Origin of the sequence: Caecibacteroides pullorum (assembly GCF_019239235.1) — a bacterium.
Taxonomy (GTDB): domain Bacteria; phylum Bacteroidota; class Bacteroidia; order Bacteroidales; family Bacteroidaceae; genus Bacteroides; species Bacteroides pullorum.
This window is the reverse complement of record NZ_JAAZTS010000001.1, coordinates 13,824-33,522: the sequence shown is the minus strand read 5'-3', so window position 1 is coordinate 33,522 and position 19,699 is coordinate 13,824. Positions and strand designations below refer to the sequence as shown.

General features: G+C 53.0%; 17 protein-coding genes and 1 tRNA gene. 12 read left to right on the top strand and 6 right to left on the bottom strand.

The window, feature by feature from the left end; genetic code table 11:
• Positions 1-17: 17 nt before the first annotated feature.
• From rsmA to HF894_RS00120, 3 genes are all read left to right on the top strand, one after another.
• A complete protein-coding gene (gene rsmA, locus HF894_RS00130) occupies positions 18-824 on the top strand; it encodes a 16S rRNA (adenine(1518)-N(6)/adenine(1519)-N(6))-dimethyltransferase RsmA (protein ID WP_204970678.1) in 807 nt (268 codons plus the stop codon).
• A gap of 46 nt (positions 825-870) precedes the next feature.
• Positions 871-2,217 carry a magnesium transporter gene (gene mgtE, locus HF894_RS00125; protein ID WP_246593083.1) on the top strand — a complete coding sequence of 449 codons (1,347 nt, stop codon included), beginning with the start codon at positions 871-873 and terminating at the stop codon, positions 2,215-2,217.
• A gap of 123 nt (positions 2,218-2,340) precedes the next feature.
• On the top strand, positions 2,341-4,200 hold the full coding sequence (locus tag HF894_RS00120; protein WP_204969367.1) for a DUF349 domain-containing protein: 1,860 nt from the start codon (positions 2,341-2,343) through the stop codon (positions 4,198-4,200).
• A 155-nt stretch (positions 4,201-4,355) separates the two neighbouring features.
• Here HF894_RS00120 and HF894_RS00115 read toward each other — a convergent pair.
• Positions 4,356-4,426: transfer RNA gene (locus HF894_RS00115), tRNA-Gln, on the bottom strand.
• 220 nt (positions 4,427-4,646) lie between these two features.
• Here HF894_RS00115 and rsfS point away from each other — a divergent pair.
• Genes rsfS through HF894_RS00100 form a run of 3 tightly spaced genes read left to right on the top strand, consistent with a single transcriptional unit; the run spans position 4,647 to position 7,976 of the window.
• The gene (gene rsfS / locus HF894_RS00110) at positions 4,647-5,006 is read left to right on the top strand and encodes a ribosome silencing factor (protein ID WP_021848066.1); all 360 of its coding nucleotides are present in this window, start codon (positions 4,647-4,649) and stop codon (positions 5,004-5,006) included.
• Positions 5,007-5,015: 9 nt separating this feature from the next.
• Positions 5,016-7,124: an ATP-dependent zinc metalloprotease FtsH gene (gene ftsH, locus HF894_RS00105; protein ID WP_021848065.1), complete on the top strand. Its 2,109-nt coding sequence runs from the start codon at positions 5,016-5,018 to the stop codon at positions 7,122-7,124.
• Positions 7,125-7,136: 12 nt separating this feature from the next.
• Entirely contained in the window at positions 7,137-7,976 is an 840-nt protein-coding gene (locus HF894_RS00100; RefSeq protein ID WP_021848064.1) for a phosphatidate cytidylyltransferase, read from the top strand.
• 100 nt (positions 7,977-8,076) lie between these two features.
• On the opposite strand, the gene HF894_RS00095 is transcribed toward HF894_RS00100, so the two are convergent.
• The 3 genes from HF894_RS00095 to surE form a co-directional block, all read right to left on the bottom strand.
• On the bottom strand, positions 8,077-8,838 hold the full coding sequence (locus HF894_RS00095; protein ID WP_204970677.1) for a NigD1/NigD2 family lipoprotein: 762 nt from the start codon (positions 8,836-8,838) through the stop codon (positions 8,077-8,079).
• A gap of 114 nt (positions 8,839-8,952) precedes the next feature.
• Positions 8,953-10,095: a lipid-A-disaccharide synthase gene (gene lpxB, locus HF894_RS00090; RefSeq protein ID WP_204970676.1), complete on the bottom strand. Its 1,143-nt coding sequence runs from the start codon at positions 10,093-10,095 to the stop codon at positions 8,953-8,955.
• Positions 10,096-10,099: 4 nt separating this feature from the next.
• Complete coding sequence (gene surE / locus HF894_RS00085) at positions 10,100-10,864, bottom strand: 5'/3'-nucleotidase SurE (protein WP_204970675.1); 765 nt, start codon at positions 10,862-10,864, stop codon at positions 10,100-10,102.
• Positions 10,865-11,012: 148 nt separating this feature from the next.
• On the opposite strand from surE, the gene HF894_RS00080 reads away from it, so the two are divergent.
• From HF894_RS00080 to HF894_RS00055, 6 genes are all read left to right on the top strand, one after another.
• On the top strand, positions 11,013-11,486 hold the full coding sequence (locus HF894_RS00080) for a DUF456 domain-containing protein (RefSeq protein ID WP_204970674.1): 474 nt from the start codon (positions 11,013-11,015) through the stop codon (positions 11,484-11,486).
• Positions 11,487-11,863: 377 nt separating this feature from the next.
• Positions 11,864-12,628 carry a ParA family protein gene (locus HF894_RS00075; protein WP_021848055.1) on the top strand — a complete coding sequence of 255 codons (765 nt, stop codon included), beginning with the start codon at positions 11,864-11,866 and terminating at the stop codon, positions 12,626-12,628.
• Positions 12,629-12,651: 23 nt separating this feature from the next.
• Positions 12,652-13,542, top strand: a complete 891-nt coding sequence (locus HF894_RS00070) for a ParB/RepB/Spo0J family partition protein (RefSeq protein ID WP_021848054.1) — start codon at positions 12,652-12,654, stop codon at positions 13,540-13,542.
• Complete coding sequence (locus tag HF894_RS00065; protein ID WP_204970673.1) at positions 13,539-14,378, top strand: DUF5683 domain-containing protein; 840 nt, start codon at positions 13,539-13,541, stop codon at positions 14,376-14,378. Before HF894_RS00070 ends, HF894_RS00065 begins: the two co-directional genes overlap by 4 nt.
• Positions 14,379-14,446: 68 nt before the next feature.
• Positions 14,447-15,697, top strand: coding sequence for a lytic transglycosylase domain-containing protein (locus tag HF894_RS00060; RefSeq protein ID WP_246593097.1), 1,251 nt, complete (start codon positions 14,447-14,449; stop codon positions 15,695-15,697).
• A gap of 126 nt (positions 15,698-15,823) precedes the next feature.
• Positions 15,824-18,091 carry a RelA/SpoT family protein gene (locus tag HF894_RS00055; protein ID WP_204970671.1) on the top strand — a complete coding sequence of 756 codons (2,268 nt, stop codon included), beginning with the start codon at positions 15,824-15,826 and terminating at the stop codon, positions 18,089-18,091.
• On the opposite strand, the gene HF894_RS00050 is transcribed toward HF894_RS00055, so the two are convergent.
• Both HF894_RS00050 and HF894_RS00045 read right to left on the bottom strand, forming a co-directional pair.
• Positions 18,088-18,495 (bottom strand): MerR family transcriptional regulator, encoded by a 408-nt coding sequence (locus HF894_RS00050; protein ID WP_204970670.1) that lies wholly within the window; start codon positions 18,493-18,495, stop codon positions 18,088-18,090. The genes HF894_RS00055 and HF894_RS00050 overlap by 4 nt on opposite strands.
• A 50-nt stretch (positions 18,496-18,545) precedes the next feature.
• Positions 18,546-19,514, bottom strand: a complete 969-nt coding sequence (locus HF894_RS00045; protein ID WP_075317715.1) for a M23 family metallopeptidase — start codon at positions 19,512-19,514, stop codon at positions 18,546-18,548.
• Positions 19,515-19,699: the final 185 nt, after the last annotated feature.

Genomic DNA, 19,699 nt, shown 5'->3' with positions numbered 1-19,699 from the left:
AACAATAAACTTGATATATGAGACTGGTAAAGCCTAAAAAGTTTCTGGGCCAGCACTTCCTGAAAGACCTGAAGGTGGCGCAGGACATCGCCGACACGGTAGACGCCTGTCCCGGCCTGCCCATCCTCGAAGTGGGGCCCGGCATGGGGGTACTCACCCAGTTCCTCCTGCCCAAGGAGCGCGAACTGAAGGTGGTGGAGGTGGACTACGAATCGGTGGCCTACCTGCGCGAAGCCTATCCGCAGCTGGAGGAGCACATCATCGAGGACGACTTCCTGAAAATGAACCTGACACGGCTCTTCGACGGAAGGCCCTTCGTGCTGACAGGCAACTATCCTTACAACATATCGAGCCAGATCTTCTTCAAGATGCTGGACAACAAGGACCTGATACCCTGCTGCACGGGCATGATACAGAAGGAGGTGGCCGAACGCATGGCCGCAGGGCCGGGCAGCAAGACGTATGGCATCCTGAGCGTGCTCGTACAGGCGTGGTACAGCGTGGAGTACCTCTTCACCGTCCACGAAAACGTGTTCAACCCGCCGCCCAAGGTGAAGAGCGCCGTCATCCGCATGACGCGCAACGACACGCACGACCTGGGTTGCGACGAACGCCTGTTCAAGCAGGTGGTGAAGACGACCTTCAACCAGCGACGCAAGACGCTGCGCAACTCCATCAAACCCCTCGTGGGCAAGGACTGCCCCCTGACGCAAGCCGCCCTCTTCGACCGGCGGCCCGAACAGCTGTCCGTACAGGAGTTCGTGGAGCTGACGAACCGAGTGAAAGAATACTTAAATAATGGAGAATTGAGAATGGAGAATTGAGAATTATCCATTATCCATTTTCAATTATCAATTCTCAATTAAAGAAATGGAAATAGACGAAGAATATATTGACAAGGTCAAAGGCTACATCGAGCAGAAGGACACGGAAAACGTGAAAGCCCTGCTGGCCGACCTGCACCCGGCCGACATCGCCGAGCTGTGCAACGACCTCGACCCCGAGGACGCACGCTTCGTCTACCGCCTCCTGGACAACGAGACGGCAGCCGACGTACTGGTAGAGATGGACGAAGACGTCCGCAAGGAGTTCCTCGAGCTGCTCCCCTCGGAAACCATCGCCAAGAAGTTCGTGGACTACATGGACACGGACGACGCCGTAGACCTGATGCGCGGCCTCGACGAGGACAAGCAGGAAGAGGTCCTCTCGCACATCGAGGACATCGAACAGGCTGGCGACATCGTAGACCTGCTGAAGTATGACGAGGACACCGCGGGCGGACTCATGGGCACGGAAATGGTGACCGTGAACGAGAACTGGAGTATGCCCGAGTGTCTGAAGGAAATGCGCATGCAGGCCGAGCAGCTGGACGAAATCTACTACGTCTACGTCATCGACGACGACGAGCGCCTGCAGGGCGTCTTCCCGCTGAAGAAGATGATCACGTCGCCCTCGGTGTCGAAGGTGAAGCACGTGATGAAGAAAGACCCCATCTTGGTACACGTGGACACACCCATCGACGAGGTGGTGCAGATCATCGAGAAATACGACCTCGTGGCCGTGCCGGTAGTGGACAGCATCGGGCGGCTCGTGGGACAGATTACCGTCGACGACGTCATGGACGAGGTGCGCGAGCAGTCGGAGCGCGACTACCAGTTGGCTTCGGGTCTTTCGCAAGACGTCGAGACGGACGACAACCTGGTGCGCCAGACGAGCGCACGCCTGCCCTGGCTGCTCATCGGCATGCTGGGCGGTATCGGCAACTCCATGATCCTGGGCAACTTCGACGCGACCTTTGCCGCCCACCCCGAAATGGCGCTCTACATCCCCCTGATCGGCGGTACGGGCGGAAACGTGGGTACGCAGTCGTCGGCCATCATCGTGCAGGGCCTGGCCAACAGCTCGCTCGACGCCAAGGACACGCTGAAGCAGGTGGGCAAGGAAGCCGTCGTGGCCAGCATCAACGCCACCATCATCTCGCTGCTGGTGTACATCTACAACTTCGTGCGCTTTGGCAGCACGGCCACGGTGACCTACTCCGTGTCCATCAGCCTCTTCGCCGTCGTGATGTTCGCCTCCATCTTCGGTACCCTGGTGCCCATGACGCTGGAGAAACTCAAAGTGGACCCCGCCATCGCCACAGGCCCCTTCATCTCCATCACGAACGACATCATCGGCATGATGCTCTACATGGGAATCACCGTGCTGCTGGCGTAAAGGCTCCCAACAACTTTTTGTAAAAAAAATCGGGAAAAATGTATGAAGTAAACGTTTTATTTCATTAATTTGCAACCCATGTAACCCAAACGGGGAAACCCGTTTCTAAAATAAAGATATACAATGACGGACACTCATGACACTAATCTCCCCGAAAAGCAGGTGGAATTAGAAGAAGAAAAGAAAACAGTTGAGGTTTCTGAAACGGCAACGGCAGAAACTCCGGCTGAGGAACAGGCAATGGAAAGCACAGTAGAAACCGCTCCTGCACAGAAGCTGACGAAGGAAGAAGTCATCGCACGGCTGAAAGACATCGCAAGCGACGTGGAAAGCGTCACCAAAGCCGAAATAGACGGCCTGAAGCAGACATTCTACAAGCTGCACAACGCCGAACAGGAAGCAGCACGCAAGAAGTTTGCCGAAGCAGGAGGAGCACCCGAAGACTACGTGCCCACACCCGACCCCCTGGAGGAGGAAATGAAAAACGCAATGTCCGTCATCAAGAACAAACGGAACGAACTGGCCGCCGAGGTGGAGAAACAGAAGGAAATGAACCTGCAGGTGAAACTCTCCATCATCGAAGAGCTGAAAGACCTGCTGGAGTCGCCCGAAGACGCCAACAAGAACTACACGGAGTTCAAGCGCCTCCAGCAACAATGGAACGAGGTGAAGCTCGTGCCGCAAGCCAGCGTCAACGAGTTGTGGAAGAACTACCAGCTCTACGTGGAGAAGTTCTACGACCTGCTGAAGCTGAACAATGAGTTCCGCGAATACGACTTCAAGAAGAACCTCGAGATAAAGACCCACCTCTGCGAAGCTGCCGAGAAGCTGGCCGAGGAGACAGACGTCGTGTCGGCCTTCCACCAGCTGCAGAAGCTCCATCAGGAATTCCGCGAGACAGGCCCCGTGGCCAAAGAGCTGCGCGAAGAGATATGGGCACGCTTCAAGGCCGCATCGACCGCCGTCAACCGCCGCCACCAGCAGCACTTCGACGCCCTGAAGGAGGCCGAGCAACAGAACCTCGACCAGAAGACGGTGATCTGCGAAATCATCGAGGGCATCGACTACAACGAACTGACCAACTTCGCCGCCTGGGACGCCAAGACACAGGAGATCATCGCCCTGCAAAACAAGTGGAAGACCATAGGCTACGCGCCACAGAAGATGAACGTAAAGATCTTCGAACGCTTCCGCGCCGCCTGCGACGCCTTCTTCAACAAGAAAGCCGAGTTCTTCAAGACGGTAAAGGAAAACATGAACGAGAACCTCGAGAAGAAACGCGCCCTCTGCGAAAAGGCGGAAGCCTTGAAGGACAGCACCGACTGGAAAGCTACGGCCGACACGCTGGTGAAGTTGCAGAAGGAATGGAAGACCATCGGCCCTGTAGCCAAGAAACACTCTGACGTCATCTGGAAACGCTTCATCACGGCTTGCGACTACTTCTTCGAACAGAAGAACCAGGCAGGCGCCTCACAACGTTCGGAAGAGCAGGCCAACCTGGAGAAGAAACGTGCCATCATCGCCCAGCTGGAAGCTATCGGCGAAGAAACCGAAGCCGACACGGCCATCGAACAGGTGCGCACACTGATGAAGGAATGGAACGCCGTAGGCTTCGTGCCCTTCAAGGACAAGGACAAGGTGTACAAACAATACCACGCACTGGTGGACAAACTGTTCGAACGCTACAACATCAGCCAGTCGAACAAGAAGCTGAGCAGCTTCAAGAACACCATCAGCAACATTCAGGAGGGAAGCCCGCAGGCACTCTACCGCGAACGCGAAAAGCTGATGCGCGCCTACGACAACATGAAGAGCGAACTGCAGACGTATGAGAACAACCTGGGCTTCCTGAACGCCGCCTCGAAGAAGGGCAACAGCCTGCTGACAGAGCTCAACCGCAAGGTGGAGAAACTGAAAGCCGACATCGACCTGGTGAAGGAGAAAATCAAGGTTATCGACGAAAGCATCCAGAAAGAAGGCTGAGCATAAGGGAAAAGCGATATACAACTGACAAGAGGGTGTGTAAAAAACGAGAAAGTACTTCCTGTTTTTACACACCCTCTTCTTTTTAAGCCTACGCACACGCAGACAGACAATAAAAAAAGGACACCTCATCAATCGAAGTGTCCTCTTTTCTGTTGGGCTACCTGGATTCGAACCAGGAATGACAGGACCAGAATCTGTAGTGTTACCATTACACCATAGCCCAATACATGTCAACGTTTCCGTTTTGCGGTTGCAAAGATACGAACTTTTTGTGAAACGCAAACATTTCGGAAGATTTTTTTTGCAGAAAAATGATAAATGGGCTTTCTACAAGCAATTACATCACTAAAAAAAAACTAAAATCAAAATACTTTTCACATTTTACGTGTTACATATAAGAAAACGGCGTATATTTGCCGACTGTTTAATATAATAATGTATAAATGGACGAAACAAAAAAACTGATCGAACAAATCACCGAAGGAATCCAGGATAAAAAAGGAAAAAAAATCGTCATTGCGGACCTGACGCAAATAGATGACACCATCTGCAACTACTTCATCATCTGCCAAGGAAACTCACCCAGCCAAGTCACTGCCATCGTGGAGTCTGTCAAAGACTTCGCACGCGAGGGAGCCAACGCCAAGCCCTATGCAGTAGACGGCCTGAGAAACGCCCAATGGGTGGCCATGGACTATGCTGAGGTACTGGTGCATGTATTCCTGCCCGAAGTGCGCAACTACTACAATCTGGAAAACCTTTGGGCAGACGCCAAACTTACCGAAATACCCGACTTAGACTAACAAACGAATATGGACAACAATAACATCAATAAAAAGAACACCGGCAACGGCAACAACAAGGTGAACCTGCCCAAGTTCAACCTGAACTGGCTGTACATGATTCTCCTGATGATGCTGGCCGGCCTGTGGCTGACCAACAAAAATGGCGTCAGCAGCAAGAACGTCTCCTATGATGAATTTCAAAGCTATGTGCAGAAAGGCTACATCAGCCGCGTGACGGGCTTTGACGACAATTCGGTAGAGGCTTACATCAAGCCACAACACGTAGGAAACGTATTCGGAATCGACTCCACCCGTGTGGGACGCAATCCGATGGTCACAACCGAAGCTCCCTCGCGCGAAAGCCTGGGCGACTTCCTTCAGAAAGAAAAGGACGAAAACCACTTCGACGGAGCCATCACCTACGAAAAGAAAGGCAACTACATGAGCCTCATCCTGTGGAATGTAGTGCCCATCCTGCTGGTGGTAGGTTTCTGGATCTACCTGTCGCGCCGCTGGAGCAGTGGCGGAGGCATGGGCGGCGGTGGAGGTATCTTCAACGTCGGCAAGTCGAAAGCACAGCTGTTCGAAAAGGGATCGAACATCAGGGTGACTTTCAAGGACGTAGCCGGCCTGGCTGAAGCCAAGCAGGAAGTGGAAGAAATCGTGGAGTTCCTCAAGGAGCCTCAGAAATATACCGACCTGGGAGGAAAGATCCCCAAGGGCGCCCTGCTGGTAGGCCCTCCGGGCACGGGTAAGACATTGCTGGCCAAGGCTGTAGCAGGCGAAGCAAACGTACCCTTCTTCTCGCTGGCAGGCTCGGACTTCGTGGAGATGTTCGTCGGCGTGGGTGCTTCGCGTGTGCGCGACCTTTTCCGCCAAGCTAAGGAGAAAGCTCCTTGTATCGTGTTCATCGACGAGATCGACGCCGTGGGACGTGCCCGCTCGAAAGCGGCCGCCATGGGTGGCAACGACGAGCGCGAGAACACGCTGAACCAGTTGCTGACCGAGATGGACGGCTTCGGCTCGAACAGCGGCATCATCATCCTGGCCGCCACCAACCGTGTGGACGTGCTCGACAAGGCCCTGTTGCGCGCAGGCCGCTTCGACCGTCAGATACACGTCGACCTGCCCGACCTGAACGAACGTAAGGAAGTATTCGGCGTACACCTGCGCCCCATCAAGATAGACGAAACGGTGGACGTCGACCTGCTGGCACGTCAGACACCTGGCTTCTCGGGCGCGGACATCGCCAACGTGTGCAACGAAGCTGCCCTGATAGCCGCCCGCCACGGTAAGAAGTTCGTAGGCAAGCAGGACTTCCTCGATGCCGTCGACCGCATCGTGGGAGGTCTGGAAAAGAAGACCAAGATCACAACCGAAGAAGAGCGCCGCTCCATCGCCATCCATGAGGCAGGACACGCCAGCATCTCCTGGTTGTTGCAATATGCCAACCCGCTCATCAAGGTGACCATCGTGCCACGCGGACGGGCCTTGGGTGCCGCCTGGTACCTGCCCGAAGAGCGACAGATCACGACCAAGGAGCAGATGCTCGACGAAATGTGCGCCACGTTGGGCGGACGCGCCGCCGAAGACCTCTTCCTGGGCCGCATCTCGACAGGCGCCATGAACGACCTGGAGCGTGTGACGAAGCAGGCTTATGGCATGACAGCCTACCTGGGCATGAGCGAAAAGCTGCCCAACCTGTGCTACTACAACAACGAAGAATACTCCTTCAACCGCCCCTATAGCGAAAAGACCGCCGAACTCATCGACGAGGAAGTGAAGCGCATGGTGAACGAGCAGTACGAACGCGCCAAGCAAATCTTGTCCGAACACAAGGAAGGACACAACAAGCTGGCCCAGCTGCTCATCGAGAAGGAAGTCATCTTTGCTGAAGACGTGGAGCAAATCTTCGGCAAGCGCCCTTGGGCTTCGCGTTCGGAAGAGATCATCACCGCCAACAAGACTTCCAAGGAGCTGAAGGAAGCAGCTGAAGAAGAAAGCAAACGTGCCGAACAAGCCGTACTGGATGTGAAAGAGCAGGAAAAGGGAAATGCCTCTGAACCTGCCGAAGGAAAAGCACAGGCAGAAGGCAAGGCGGACGAGAAGAAAGGAGAACAACCTACTGAAGCATAAAGGAGGAAAGCCATGCAAAGCAATCTCGTGAAAAGAACCATTACAGGCGTCCTGTTCATCATCGTACTGGTGGGCTGCATCCTTTACAGCCCCCTGTCTTTCGGACTTCTGTTCACCCTCATTGCCGCCCTGAGTGTGCATGAGTTCGGCCACCTGGTCAACGCCAGCGGCGAAGTAAGAATCAACCGCACCATTACCTCGCTGGGCGGAGCTTACCTCTGTCTGGCTCTGATGGGCTTCTGCACGCAGGCTACCGACGCACGCGTCTTCCTGCCCTACCTGGCCCTGCTGCTCTACATGATGATCACAGAGCTCTACCTGAAGCACAAGAACCCGCTGGGCAACTGGGCTTTCTCCATGATGAGCCAGCTCTACGTGGCCCTGCCCTTCGCCTTGCTCAATGTACTGGCCTTCCACAACGACCCAGCGGCGAGCAGCGTGAGCTACAACCCCATCCTGCCGCTCTCCATCTTTGTCTTCATCTGGCTGAGCGACACGGGTGCCTATTGCGTTGGTTCGCTGATAGGAAAGCACCGTCTTTTCGAGCGTATCTCGCCCAAAAAGTCATGGGAAGGCAGTATCGGAGGAGCTGTCTTCTCTATCGCATCCTCATTTATCTTTGCCCACTACTACGACTTCATGTCGGTAGGCCAATGGGCCGGGCTGGCTGTAGTAGTGGTCATCTTCGGCACATGGGGCGACCTGACCGAATCGCTCATGAAGCGTCAGCTGGGCATCAAGGATTCGGGCAATATCCTGCCAGGCCATGGAGGCATGCTCGACCGCTTCGACAGCGCTCTGATGGCTATCCCTGCCGCCGTCTGCTACCTGTTTGCACTGACGCTGCTCTAAAAGATTTCCACCTGGGACAACCCTATAAAACGAGGCCCCGAAAGCTGGACATATATCCGCTTTCGGGGCCTCCGACTTTACATACCAATTTAAAAAGACATTATTTCAGCTGTATCTTCGACAGGTCTACATTACGTTGCAAGCCTTTTTCCGAGCTGCCTTCGCCTTCATCATCAGACGAAACAAAGTCGAATGCGACTTCTACTTCGCCATTGACCGAAGAATTGAGTTTCAGCTTGATACCCTTTGTGGCATCTGTGAAGTTCAGGCTACTGAGGTTGTAGGAAACAGCTCCCCAATTGCCATAGCCCGTCACATCGTCATAGTCGTTGTAGCGCAACTCCAGATGGACATAGCCGTCTTCACCATAGAGCTCGGCATCGTCTTGCGGACGCACAAGGCTGATACGGTGTTTCTCCTTGGCAGGCAGATTCTGAAGGAAGATAATGTTCATGTATCCACCGCTAATGCTGATATCGCCCTGGTAAATAGTAACAGAGTCGTTACCAAACTCTTCGTCCGTCTCGGGCGTCAAGGTCTCCACCTGTTTGGTCAACACGTTTTGGATACCCAAAATCTTGACCGCATGATCGTATCCCTCGTAGTTGTCCCACAGAGGGTTGAAGTAAGTGATGACTCGCTGGCCGTCGACAGGCGTATACCACCCCATATCGGTATTGACAGGCCAAAGCGTGCCCCAAACATCACAATCCAGATAGAAAGCGCCTCCACCGACACGAACCGTCGCCCACAAAGGAGGCGTAAAATCACCTATTGAATAGCCATCGCCATCGTCGCACGACTGGAAGACGGGCGACAAAGCCAGGCATAACAACAGGACAAACCAATGTACTTTTTTCATAATCCTCACAATTTATCTTCTGATTTCTGACAAGAAAACGGGCAGATCGCGCATTTACTGCATCGACCTGCCCGCTTTTAACATTTTATTTGAAATACACAGACTGGTTTACAATCAGTCCTTTGCCAACAACGAACGGATAAGACAAGCCGCCTTGGCAGGGGCGCCTGGTTCACCCAGGCGTTTGCTTACCTCGTCGTAGCCTGCCAGCATCTCCCTGCGCCAGCTTTCGTCGTTGAGGATACGACCCAGTTCGATCTTTATCTGCGCTACCGTCATCGTGTCGGCCACCAGCTCGCGCACCACCTCGCGCCCTGCAATCAGGTTGACAAGCGAGATATACTTCACTTTCAATATATGCCGCTTCAGGAAAGCGATGACGCGTCCGATGGGCGTATGGTAGCACACCACCTGCGGCACGCGGAAGAGGGCCGTCTCGAGTGTGGCCGTGCCCGAAGTGACCAGCGCCGCGTCGGCATGACTCAGCAGTTCGTAAGTTTGGCCGAAGATGACTTTCACGTCGGCGTCGCCTATATAGGCGCGATAGTAGTCGGCATCGATGCCTGGCGCGCCTGCCAACACCAGCTGATAACCACCGAAGGAGGAAGCCGCCCGAATCATGTCAGGCAGGTTGTCCTTGATTTCCTGCTTGCGGCTGCCTGCAAGCAAAGCGATAACGGGCTTGGCCTGCAAGCCGTTGCGCTCGAAGAAGTCCTGGCGTGTCTCCTTGTAGGAAGCACGGAAGGCGACCACCTCGTCCAGCGTCGGATTGCCCACATAATGGATGGGGTATTGGTGCTTTCCCTCGAAGAAATCGACCTCGAAAGGCAGGATGGAGAAAAGCTCGTCCACGTCGCGCTTGATGTTCTTGATGCGGTACTCCTTCCACGCCCATATCTTGGGAGCGATGTAGTAGTAGACAGGGATACGCGTGCGAGCATGGATGTACTTGGCGATGCTGAGGTTGAAGCCTGGGTAATCCACCAGTATCAAGGCGTCGGGCCGCCACTCCACGATGTCGTGCTTGCAGAAGTCCATGTTGGCAAAGATGGTGCGCAAGTGGAGCAGGACGGGGACGAAGCCCATGTAGGCCAGGTCGCGGTAGTGCTTCACAGGCGCACAACCGCCCGCGGCAGCCATCAGGTCGCCCCCAAAGAAGCGGAACTCCGCCTGCGGGTCTTCGCGACGCAAGGCCACCATCAGGTGCGACGCATGAAGGTCGCCCGAGGCTTCGCCGACAATCAGGTAGTATTTCATACGATTAGAACCAAGTCTTCAGCTCGTCAATCATGCCATAGGCCGTGACATCGACCGTAGTAGGTGTAATGGCTACATAACCGTTGGCCAGCGCCCAGTGGTCGGTATCCTCCTGGTCGGCATCTTCGTCCACAAACGAACCCGTCAGCCAATAGTAATGGTTGTCGCCGCGATGGGCAAAGTTTTCCCATTCGCTGGTCCATTGTCCCTTCGTCTGACGGCAGATTTTGACGCCCTTCAGTTCCTGCGTGTCGGGGAAGTTCACATTGAGGCAGGTCAGCGCGGGCAGTCCCTTCTCGAGCACCAGGCGGGCAATGTCGCGCACGTAAGGACCTGCGGCCGTAAAGTTGGCATCGGGCTCGTGACTGCACAGAGAGAAGCCGATGGAAGGCACTCCCTTGAGACATCCTTCGATGACGACTCCCATTGTGCCCGAGTAGTGAACGTTCGTAGCCGAGTTGTCACCGTGGTTGATGCCGCCCACCACGAGGTCGGGCTTGCGGTCGAGCACCGTCTCAAAAGCCAGCTTCACACAGTCGGCAGGGTTGCCCGAGCACTTATAGACCGTCAAGCCTACGTCCTTGCGCACAAGGCTGTAGTGGATAGGTTCGCCTGTAGTGAGCGCACAACCCGTGCCCGAACGGGCCTTGTCGGGGGCCATTACTACCACTTCACCCAGCGGACGGAGAAACTTGATCAGCTCACTGATTCCTTTCGCAACGATGCCGTCATCGTTCGATACCAATATCAAAGGTCTTTGATTTTCCATACTCATACAAACATTTTTGTTAACTGCCGACAAAGGTAGCAACTTTAGAGGGGAAATAAAAAAAAGAGCCGTCAAACTTCTATAACGGCAAAAATTTGGCAATTCGGCAGGTAACGTTTATTTTTGCGAAAAACTTCATGATTCGGCTATGAACATCTTGTTAATCATTCTGGGCATCCTCTGCCTGCTGGCAGGCCTGGCGGGATGCATCCTCCCTGCCCTGCCCGGCCCTCCGCTGGCCTATGGGGGCATGTTACTGCTCCACTTTACCGACCGCGTACAGTTCAGTCCTACGCAGCTGGTGGTGTGGCTCGTGCTGGTCGTTATCGTCCAGGTGCTCGACTACTTCGTCCCCCTGCTGGGCGCCAAGTATAGCGGTGGCAGCCGATGGGGCGAGCGTGGATGCCTGGCAGGCACCCTCGTAGGCTTGTTCTTCATGCCGTGGGGCATCATCCTCGGCCCCTTCTTGGGTGCTTTCATCGGCGAACTGCTGGGCGGACGCGAGACGAAAGAAGCCCTCCGTTCAGGTCTTGGCTCGCTGGTAGGCTTCCTGCTGGGCACAGTAGTGAAGTGCACCCTCTGCGGCTATTTCCTTTGGAAGTTTGTGGAAGCCGTATGGTGAAAAAAAGGAAAGCAATGCTTTCTCCACCAGAAAGCACTGCTTTCCTCTGCAAAAAACAGTGCTTTCCCTGGCGTGGCAGATACAGCACTGAGTTCACTCCCCGCCTCCAAGCCTCAAAAGGCGGAAAATAAATCTTAATCTTCCCCAAGCGACGGCACAAAAGTCTAAGATTTCCAATATAATTGTGTATATTTGCCGTCGGCTCGAAAGGGGAACTACCCAGAGAAAAATAACGGAAGAAGAGGAGGAGCAACCTGCCGCCCGCAAGTTATTAACAAAAAGGGCGACTTATCAACCGTTTTTGCAATCTCTTCCCTTTTCATGCTGGCACTATCAGAAATAATCGCTTATTTCGCCGCCGATAAATGATAGAGAATATGGGAAAAATTATTGCAATGGCAAACCAAAAGGGAGGCGTGGGCAAGACTACCACCACCATCAACCTGGCAGCCTCGCTGGCCACCCTTGAAAAGAAAGTGCTCGTTGTGGACGCCGACCCCCAAGCCAACGCCTCATCGGGACTTGGAGTGGACATCAAGCAAGCCGAATGTACTATCTACGAGTGCATTATCGACCGTGCCGACGTGCGTGAAGCCATCCATGACACGGAGATAGACACGCTGAAAGTCATCTCTTCTCACATCAACCTCGTAGGCGCCGAAATCGAAATGCTCAACCTGAAGAATCGCGAACGGATCCTGAAGGAAGTGCTCTCGCCGCTGAAAAGCGAATTTGATTATATTCTAATAGACTGCTCGCCGTCGTTGGGACTCATTACCGTCAACGCGCTTACCGCCGCCGACTCGGTCATCATCCCCGTGCAGGCCGAATACTTCGCGCTCGAAGGCATCAGCAAGCTGCTGAACACCATCAAGATCATCAAGTCGAAGCTGAACCCGGCCCTCGAAATCGAAGGCTTCCTGCTGACGATGTACGACTCGCGCCTGCGACAGGCCAACCAAATCTACGACGAAGTGAAACGCCACTTCCAGGAACTGGTGTTCAAGACCGTCATCCAGCGCAACGTGAAACTGAGCGAAGCGCCCAGCTACGGCCTGCCCACCATCCTCTACGACGCAGACTCTACAGGCGCCAAGAACCACATGGCACTGGCCAAGGAGCTGATAGAAAGAGAAAAATAAAGAAAAAAAGGAAACTGACAGATATGGCACTAAAAAGAAATGCATTAGGACGCGGCCTAGACGCACTGCTCTCCATGGACGACGTGCAGACCGAAGGCTCTTCCTCCATCAACGAGATAGAGTTGTCGAAGATTGTCGTCAACCCCAACCAGCCGCGACGTGAGTTCGACCCGACTGCCCTGCAGGAACTGGCCGACTCCATCGCCGAGATTGGCATCATCCAGCCCGTCACGCTGCGCAAGCTCTCGGACGACGAGTACCAGCTCATTGCCGGCGAACGACGCTTCCGTGCCTCGCAGATGGCAGGCCTCACCCGCATACCCGCCTACATCCGCACCGCCGACGACGAGAACGTCATGGAAATGGCCCTCATCGAGAACATCCAGCGCGAAGACCTCAACTCGGTGGAAATAGCCCTGGCCTACCAGCACCTGCTCGAACAGTACGGCCTGACGCAGGAGCGCCTGAGCGAACGCGTGGGCAAGAAACGCACCACCATCGCCAACTACCTGCGCCTGCTGAAGCTGCCCGCGCCCGTACAGATGGGCTTGCAAAACAAGCAGATAGACATGGGACACGCCCGCGCTCTCGTGACGCTGGACGACCCCAAGCTGCAAGTGAAGATCTACGAGGAAATACTGGAGCATGGCTACTCCGTCCGCAAGGTGGAAGAAATCGTCAAGTCGCTGAGCGAAGGCGAAGCCGTGAAAAGCGGAGGGCGCAAGATAGCTCCCAAACGAGCCAAACTGCCCGAAGAATTCAACCTGTTGAAACAACAACTTTCAAACTTCTTCAGCGCCAAGGTCCAGTTGACCTGTTCAGAAAAGGGAAAAGGCAAAATCAGCATCCCTTTCAGCAACGAAGAAGAATTAGAACGCATCATCGGCATCCTCGACACGCTGAAAAATAAATGACAAGAAGAAGACTTAAATATCAGATACTGACAGCCCTGCTGCTCTGTTTCCTACAGGCGGCAGGGATTGTCGTGTATGGGCAGAACCGCCCTCGCGCCGCCCTTCGCAGATCGCACGAGCTGCAGGCCGACACGACCCACAAGACACTCTCCCCCCAGCAACAGGTCTTAAAAGCCGACACGCTGGACGCTCTGGCAAAAGCAACGGCCGACAGCATTGCCAACGAGAACAAGAAAAAAATGCTTGAACTGACGGCCAGCCCCGACATCAAGCAAGAAAAAGATCCGACGGACAGCCTGAGCCGCGAACTGAAACGCAAGCAATGGGTACCCAATCCGACCAAAGCTACTTGGCTGGCACTGGTCATCCCCGGCGGCGGACAAATCTACAACCGCAAGTATTGGAAGCTGCCCATCGTCTACGGCGGATTTGCTGGTTGTGCCTATGCCCTGACATGGAACGGCAAAATGTACAAAGATTACCAAGCTGCCTACGTCGACGCCGTCAACGAGAAATGGGACTCCAGCAGTATCACCGACCTGCTACCGCCGGGCTACATCGACCGCGTATCGCACTCGCAAATCACAGAAACCCTGCGTAAGCGCAAGGACACCTATCGCCGTTGGCGCGACTTGAGTATCTTCGCCTTCATCGGCGTCTATCTGATATCCGTGGTCGATGCTTATGTGGACGCCGAATTGTCCAATTTCGACATCGGCCCCGACCTGAGCATGAAGGTGGAACCCACCCTCATCAACAATCAGACAGGAGGCTACTACAACCCAGCCACACTGAAAGACAAATCCGTGGGCGTGCAATGCAGCTTCCGCTTCTGAAAAACGAATACTCACCACCAAACCGATATAGAAAGAATATGAAGAAATTGATCATAAGTTCCGCCCTGATGTTCGCCACCTTCCTGGCCGCCCCTCTCCATGCGCAGGAAAGTGTAAACGTAGTCATCAACGAAAACGGAACTCAACGCGAAGAAACCATCGACCTGCCACGAAGCATGACCTATCCGCTGGACAGCCTGCTGAACGACTGGAAAGCCAAGACCTACATCGACTTGGGAAAGGATTGCAGCACTTCGCATGAAAATCCGCTGTTCAGCGACTCCATCTACATCGACCGCCTGTCACGCATGCCGGTCATTATGGAGATGCCCTACAATGAAATCGTACGCAAGTTCATCGACATGTACGCCACCCGCCTGCGCAATCAGGTGGCCTTCATGCTCAGCGCCTGCAATTTCTACATGCCTATTTTCGAAAAGGCCCTTGATGCCTACGACCTGCCTCTCGAACTGAAATACCTGCCCATCATCGAATCGGCCCTGAACCCCTCGGCCGTATCGCGCGCGGGCGCTGCCGGACTTTGGCAATTCATGCTTCAGACGGGCAAACTCTATGGTTTGGAAAGCAACAGCCTCGTAGACGAACGCCGCGACCCCATCAAGGCCACTTGGGCTGCAGCACGCTATCTGAAAGACCTTTACGGCATCTACAACGACTGGAATCTGGTCATCGCCGCCTACAACTGCGGTCCCGGCACCATCAACAAGGCCATTCGTCGGGCAGGAGGCAAGACCGACTATTGGGCCATCTATAACTATCTGCCCCGTGAAACACGTGGCTACGTACCTGCTTTCATTGCGGCCAACTACATCATGTCCTACTACTGCAAGCACAATATCTGCCCGATGGAAACCAACATTCCTGAGGCTACAGACACCATCCAGGTAAGCCGCAACCTGCACTTCGAGCAAATCGTTGACATCTGCCACGTACCGATGGACGAACTCAAGAGCCTCAACCCGCAATACAAACGCAGCATTATCCCAGGTGACAGCAAGCCGCAAACCCTGCGCCTCCCCATGAATGCCATCAGCACCTTTATAGACAACCAAGACACCATCTACAACCACCGCCAGGCCGAGCTGTTCAAAAATCGCCGTACCGTATCCGTGGCCAGTAGCAATACTTCCAAAGCCGTAGCTGGCAATGGCAAGCCCATCTACTACAAGATAAAGAATGGTGACACGCTGGGTGGAATCGCACAACGTTATGGTGTCAGTGTCAGCAAGCTGCGTAGCTGGAATGGCCTGCGAGGCAACAATATCCGCGCAGGAAAGACGCTGAAGATATACAAGTAAAAGTATACTTACCTTACCGCCTCTTCCAAATAATTCGGGCATAACCGATGTTTTAAACGACAAAATGCTTGTCCGATGTCAAAATTTGCTTATTTTTGCAGAAAGTGAAGTAAATTGGATACGGATATGGAAGAGAACCTTGATCTGAAAGAGAAAGAGAAAGCGGAAGAAGCGATGATACAGGAAGCTTTTCAGGACTTGCTGAACTGCTATCTGGCTACCAAACACCGCAAGCGTGTTGAAATCATCACCAAAGCATTCAACTTCGCCAACCAGGCACACAAAGGCATCAAACGACGCTCGGGCGAACCCTACATTCTTCACCCCATCGCCGTAGCCAAGATTGTGTGCACCGAAATCGGATTGGGTTCAACCTCCATCTGCTCAGCTCTGCTGCACGATGTTGTAGAAGATACTGATTACACAGTAGAAGACATCGAAAACATCTTTGGCCCTAAGATTGCCCAGATTGTAGACGGACTGACCAAAATCTCAGGTGGTATCTTTGGCGACAAGGCTTCCGCACAGGCTGAAAACTTCAAAAAGCTGCTGCTTACAATGAGCGATGACATCCGCGTCATCCTCATCAAGATTGCCGACCGACTTCACAACATGCGCACCCTCGGCTCCATGCTTCCCAGCAAGCAATACAAAATTGCCGGTGAAACCATGTACATTTATGCCCCACTGGCCAACCGCTTGGGCCTCTACAAGATCAAGACCGAACTGGAAAATCTCAGCTTCAAATATGAACATCCTGAGGAATATGAAGTCATCGAGAAGAAGCTGGAAGCTACAGCCGCCGAACGCGACAAGGTTTTCAAGGACTTCACGGCTCCTATCCGTGCCCAACTGGACAAAATGGGCATGAAGTACCATATTTTGGCACGTGTCAAGTCCATTTACTCCATCTGGAACAAGATGCAGACCAAGCATGTTCCCTTCGAAGAAATCTACGACATCCTGGCCGTCCGCATCATCTTCACGCCCAAGAATCTGGAAGAAGAACTGAATGACTGTTTCGACATCTATGTAGCTATTTCCAAGATATACAAGCCCCACCCCGACCGACTGCGCGACTGGGTAAGCCACCCGAAAGCCAACGGTTATCAGGCGCTTCACGTCACCCTGATGGGCAACAACGGCCAGTGGATCGAAGTACAGATCCGTAGCGAACGCATGAACGACGTGGCCGAACAGGGCTTTGCCGCCCACTGGAAATACAAAGAAGGCGGCGGTAGTGAAGACGAAGGCGAACTGGAAAAATGGCTGAGAACCATTAAAGAGATTCTAGATGATCCGCAACCTGACGCTATCGACTTCCTCGACACCATCAAGCTGAATCTCTTCGCGTCCGAGATATTTGTGTTCACACCCAAGGGCGACCTGAAGACCATGCCCCAGAACTGTACGGCCCTAGACTTTGCCTTCTCCCTACACACCGATATCGGCAGCCACTGTATCGGTGCACAGGTCAACCACAAGCTGGTCCCCCTGAGCCACAAACTACAAAGCGGTGACCAGGTAGAAATACTTACCTCGAAATCGCAACGCGTGCAACCCGAATGGATGAACTATGCCACCACAGCACGTGCACGTGCCAAAATAGCCTCCATTCTGCGCAAAGAAGCCAAAGCCAACCAAAAGGAGGGAGAAAAGATTTTAGCCGAATTCCTTAATGCAGAGGGGATCCGTATGGATGAAGTGTCTTTGAACAAACTGACACGCCTGCACAACTTCCATACCCACGACGAACTGTTGGTTGCCATCGGCAGCAAGAAACTGGTGCTGGGCGATGCTGACCGCAATGCCTTCAAGGAGAAACAGGAAAAGAGTTGGAAAAAGCTACTATCCTTCTCGTTCGGCAATGGAAAAGAAGAAAAAGATACAAATGAAGGAAAAGGTTCACAAGAGAAAGTACAACAGGAAAAGATAGATACCAAAAAGATCCTGAAACTGACCGAAGAAGCGATCTCCAAAGAATACATCATGGCCGACTGTTGCCACCCCATCCCAGGTGACGACGTGTTAGGCTACATCAACGAGAACAATCAAGTCATTATCCATAAGCGCCAATGCCCTGTAGCAGCCCGTCTGAAAAGCAGCTACGGCAATCGTATCATAGCTACCCAATGGGATACACACAAGGAACTTTCCTTCCTTGTAACCATCTATATCAAAGGTATAGACAATGTAGGACTACTGAATGAAGTGACACAGGTCATCTCGCGTCAGCTGAATGTCAATATCCGCAAACTGACCATGGAAACCAACGATGGTATCTTTGAAGGGAAAATACAGCTCTACGTACACGATGTGGACGACGTACGCACCATCTGCAACAACCTGAAGCAGGTGCAGAACATCAAGCAGGTATCAAGAATCGAAGACTAACGTTCCTCTGGCGGTGACTGCAAGCTCCCGATGTTTTCCTTCAACGCCTCCAGGTCGTCGTAAGTGAAGGCATCGAGCGCATCGCGCATGGACAACAATTCCTCACGGATAGTCTTCAAACGATCCACGATTTCGTAATTGCGCAACGTGGCTTCCTTGTTGTCCCTCAGACGCTGACGGGCGCCGGGCAGTGTCATGCCCCGTTCCTTCACCAGATGGTAAATCAGCCTCACTGTCTCTACATCCTCCTTACGATACTGGCGAACACCACGCCCAGCTTTCTTAGGACAAAGCTGAGGAAACTCTTTCTCCCAATATCGAAGCAGCGACTCGTTAACCCCGAACATCTCGGCGACTTCACTGATTGAGTAATACAACTTCAAGTTCTTATCGATATTCAACACGGAAGCAATTATTTAACAATCTGACGATAAATAATACATAACTCTCTCGACTAATCCAGCACCTTACCCTGGTTGGCTGCAATCTGTATCATGCGGTCATAATCCTCGGCACTCAGATCCATAAAGTAATAATTGACGGGATTGACCACCTGCCCTTTGACGTGAACCTCATAATGCAAATGCGGACCGGTACTCTTACCAGTACTGCCCACGCCGCCTATCACTTCACCGCGTACCACTTTCTTACCCAGCTTCGTACGAAAGTCCTGCAAGTGGGCATACCACGTCTGATAGCCAAAACCATGATCAATGATGATGGTATTGCCATATCCAGTCTGCCATCCCATCTTCACCACCGTACCATCGCCCGTCGCATAAACGTCTGTACCTGGATGGGCAGAGAAGTCCATGCCCGAATGGAATTTAGTCGTGCCATAAATCGGATCGACACGTGTGCCATAGCCCGAAGCCGTCTGCTTCAAATCCTTATTTGAAATGGGCTGTATGGCTGGAATACAACGAAGCATCTCATCATGCTGCTTGCACATGCGTGCAACGTCATCGAACGAACGCGACTGAATATAGAGTTGCTTCGTAAGCATATCCATCTTCTGCGTGGTATGTACTACCAGCTCCGAGTTAGCCATCTTCATCAGGTGTTCGTAACGGTTGGTTCCACCATATCCCCCCTGGCGAATAGCTGTCGGCACAGGGTCGGCCATGAAGATGACCCGATAGAGATTGTCATCGCGTTGCTGGATATCCTGCAACACGCCGATAGCCTCATCCATCCGACGCGAAAGCACATTGTATTGAGCCTGCAACTGGCTGTTTTCCATCCTCAATTCCTTTTCCGAGGGCGAACCGAAGATGAGCAGAAGCACAATAAAACTGCCCGCTCCCAGTCCCATGCCAATAAAAAGACGGCGCAGATAACTCATTGCCCGCTGCTTCATCGTAGGATAAATGCGGTCGTAGGTCTGCGTCTGAGGATTGTATATATAGTATACTTTGCGCATCTTTTTGGAAATATTTCAGTGGTCTATGCGGCAAAAGTAATAAAAACAAGCTATCTTTGCACAGTTTTTTTGAGTTTTTAAGTTATTGAGCTTTTGCACATTCCGTTTTCCAACAAGCAGAATGTTCCCACCCTGCAAAAGAATCAGGGGCAAGCCATCAGCTAACTTGAAAAACCTCAGTATTC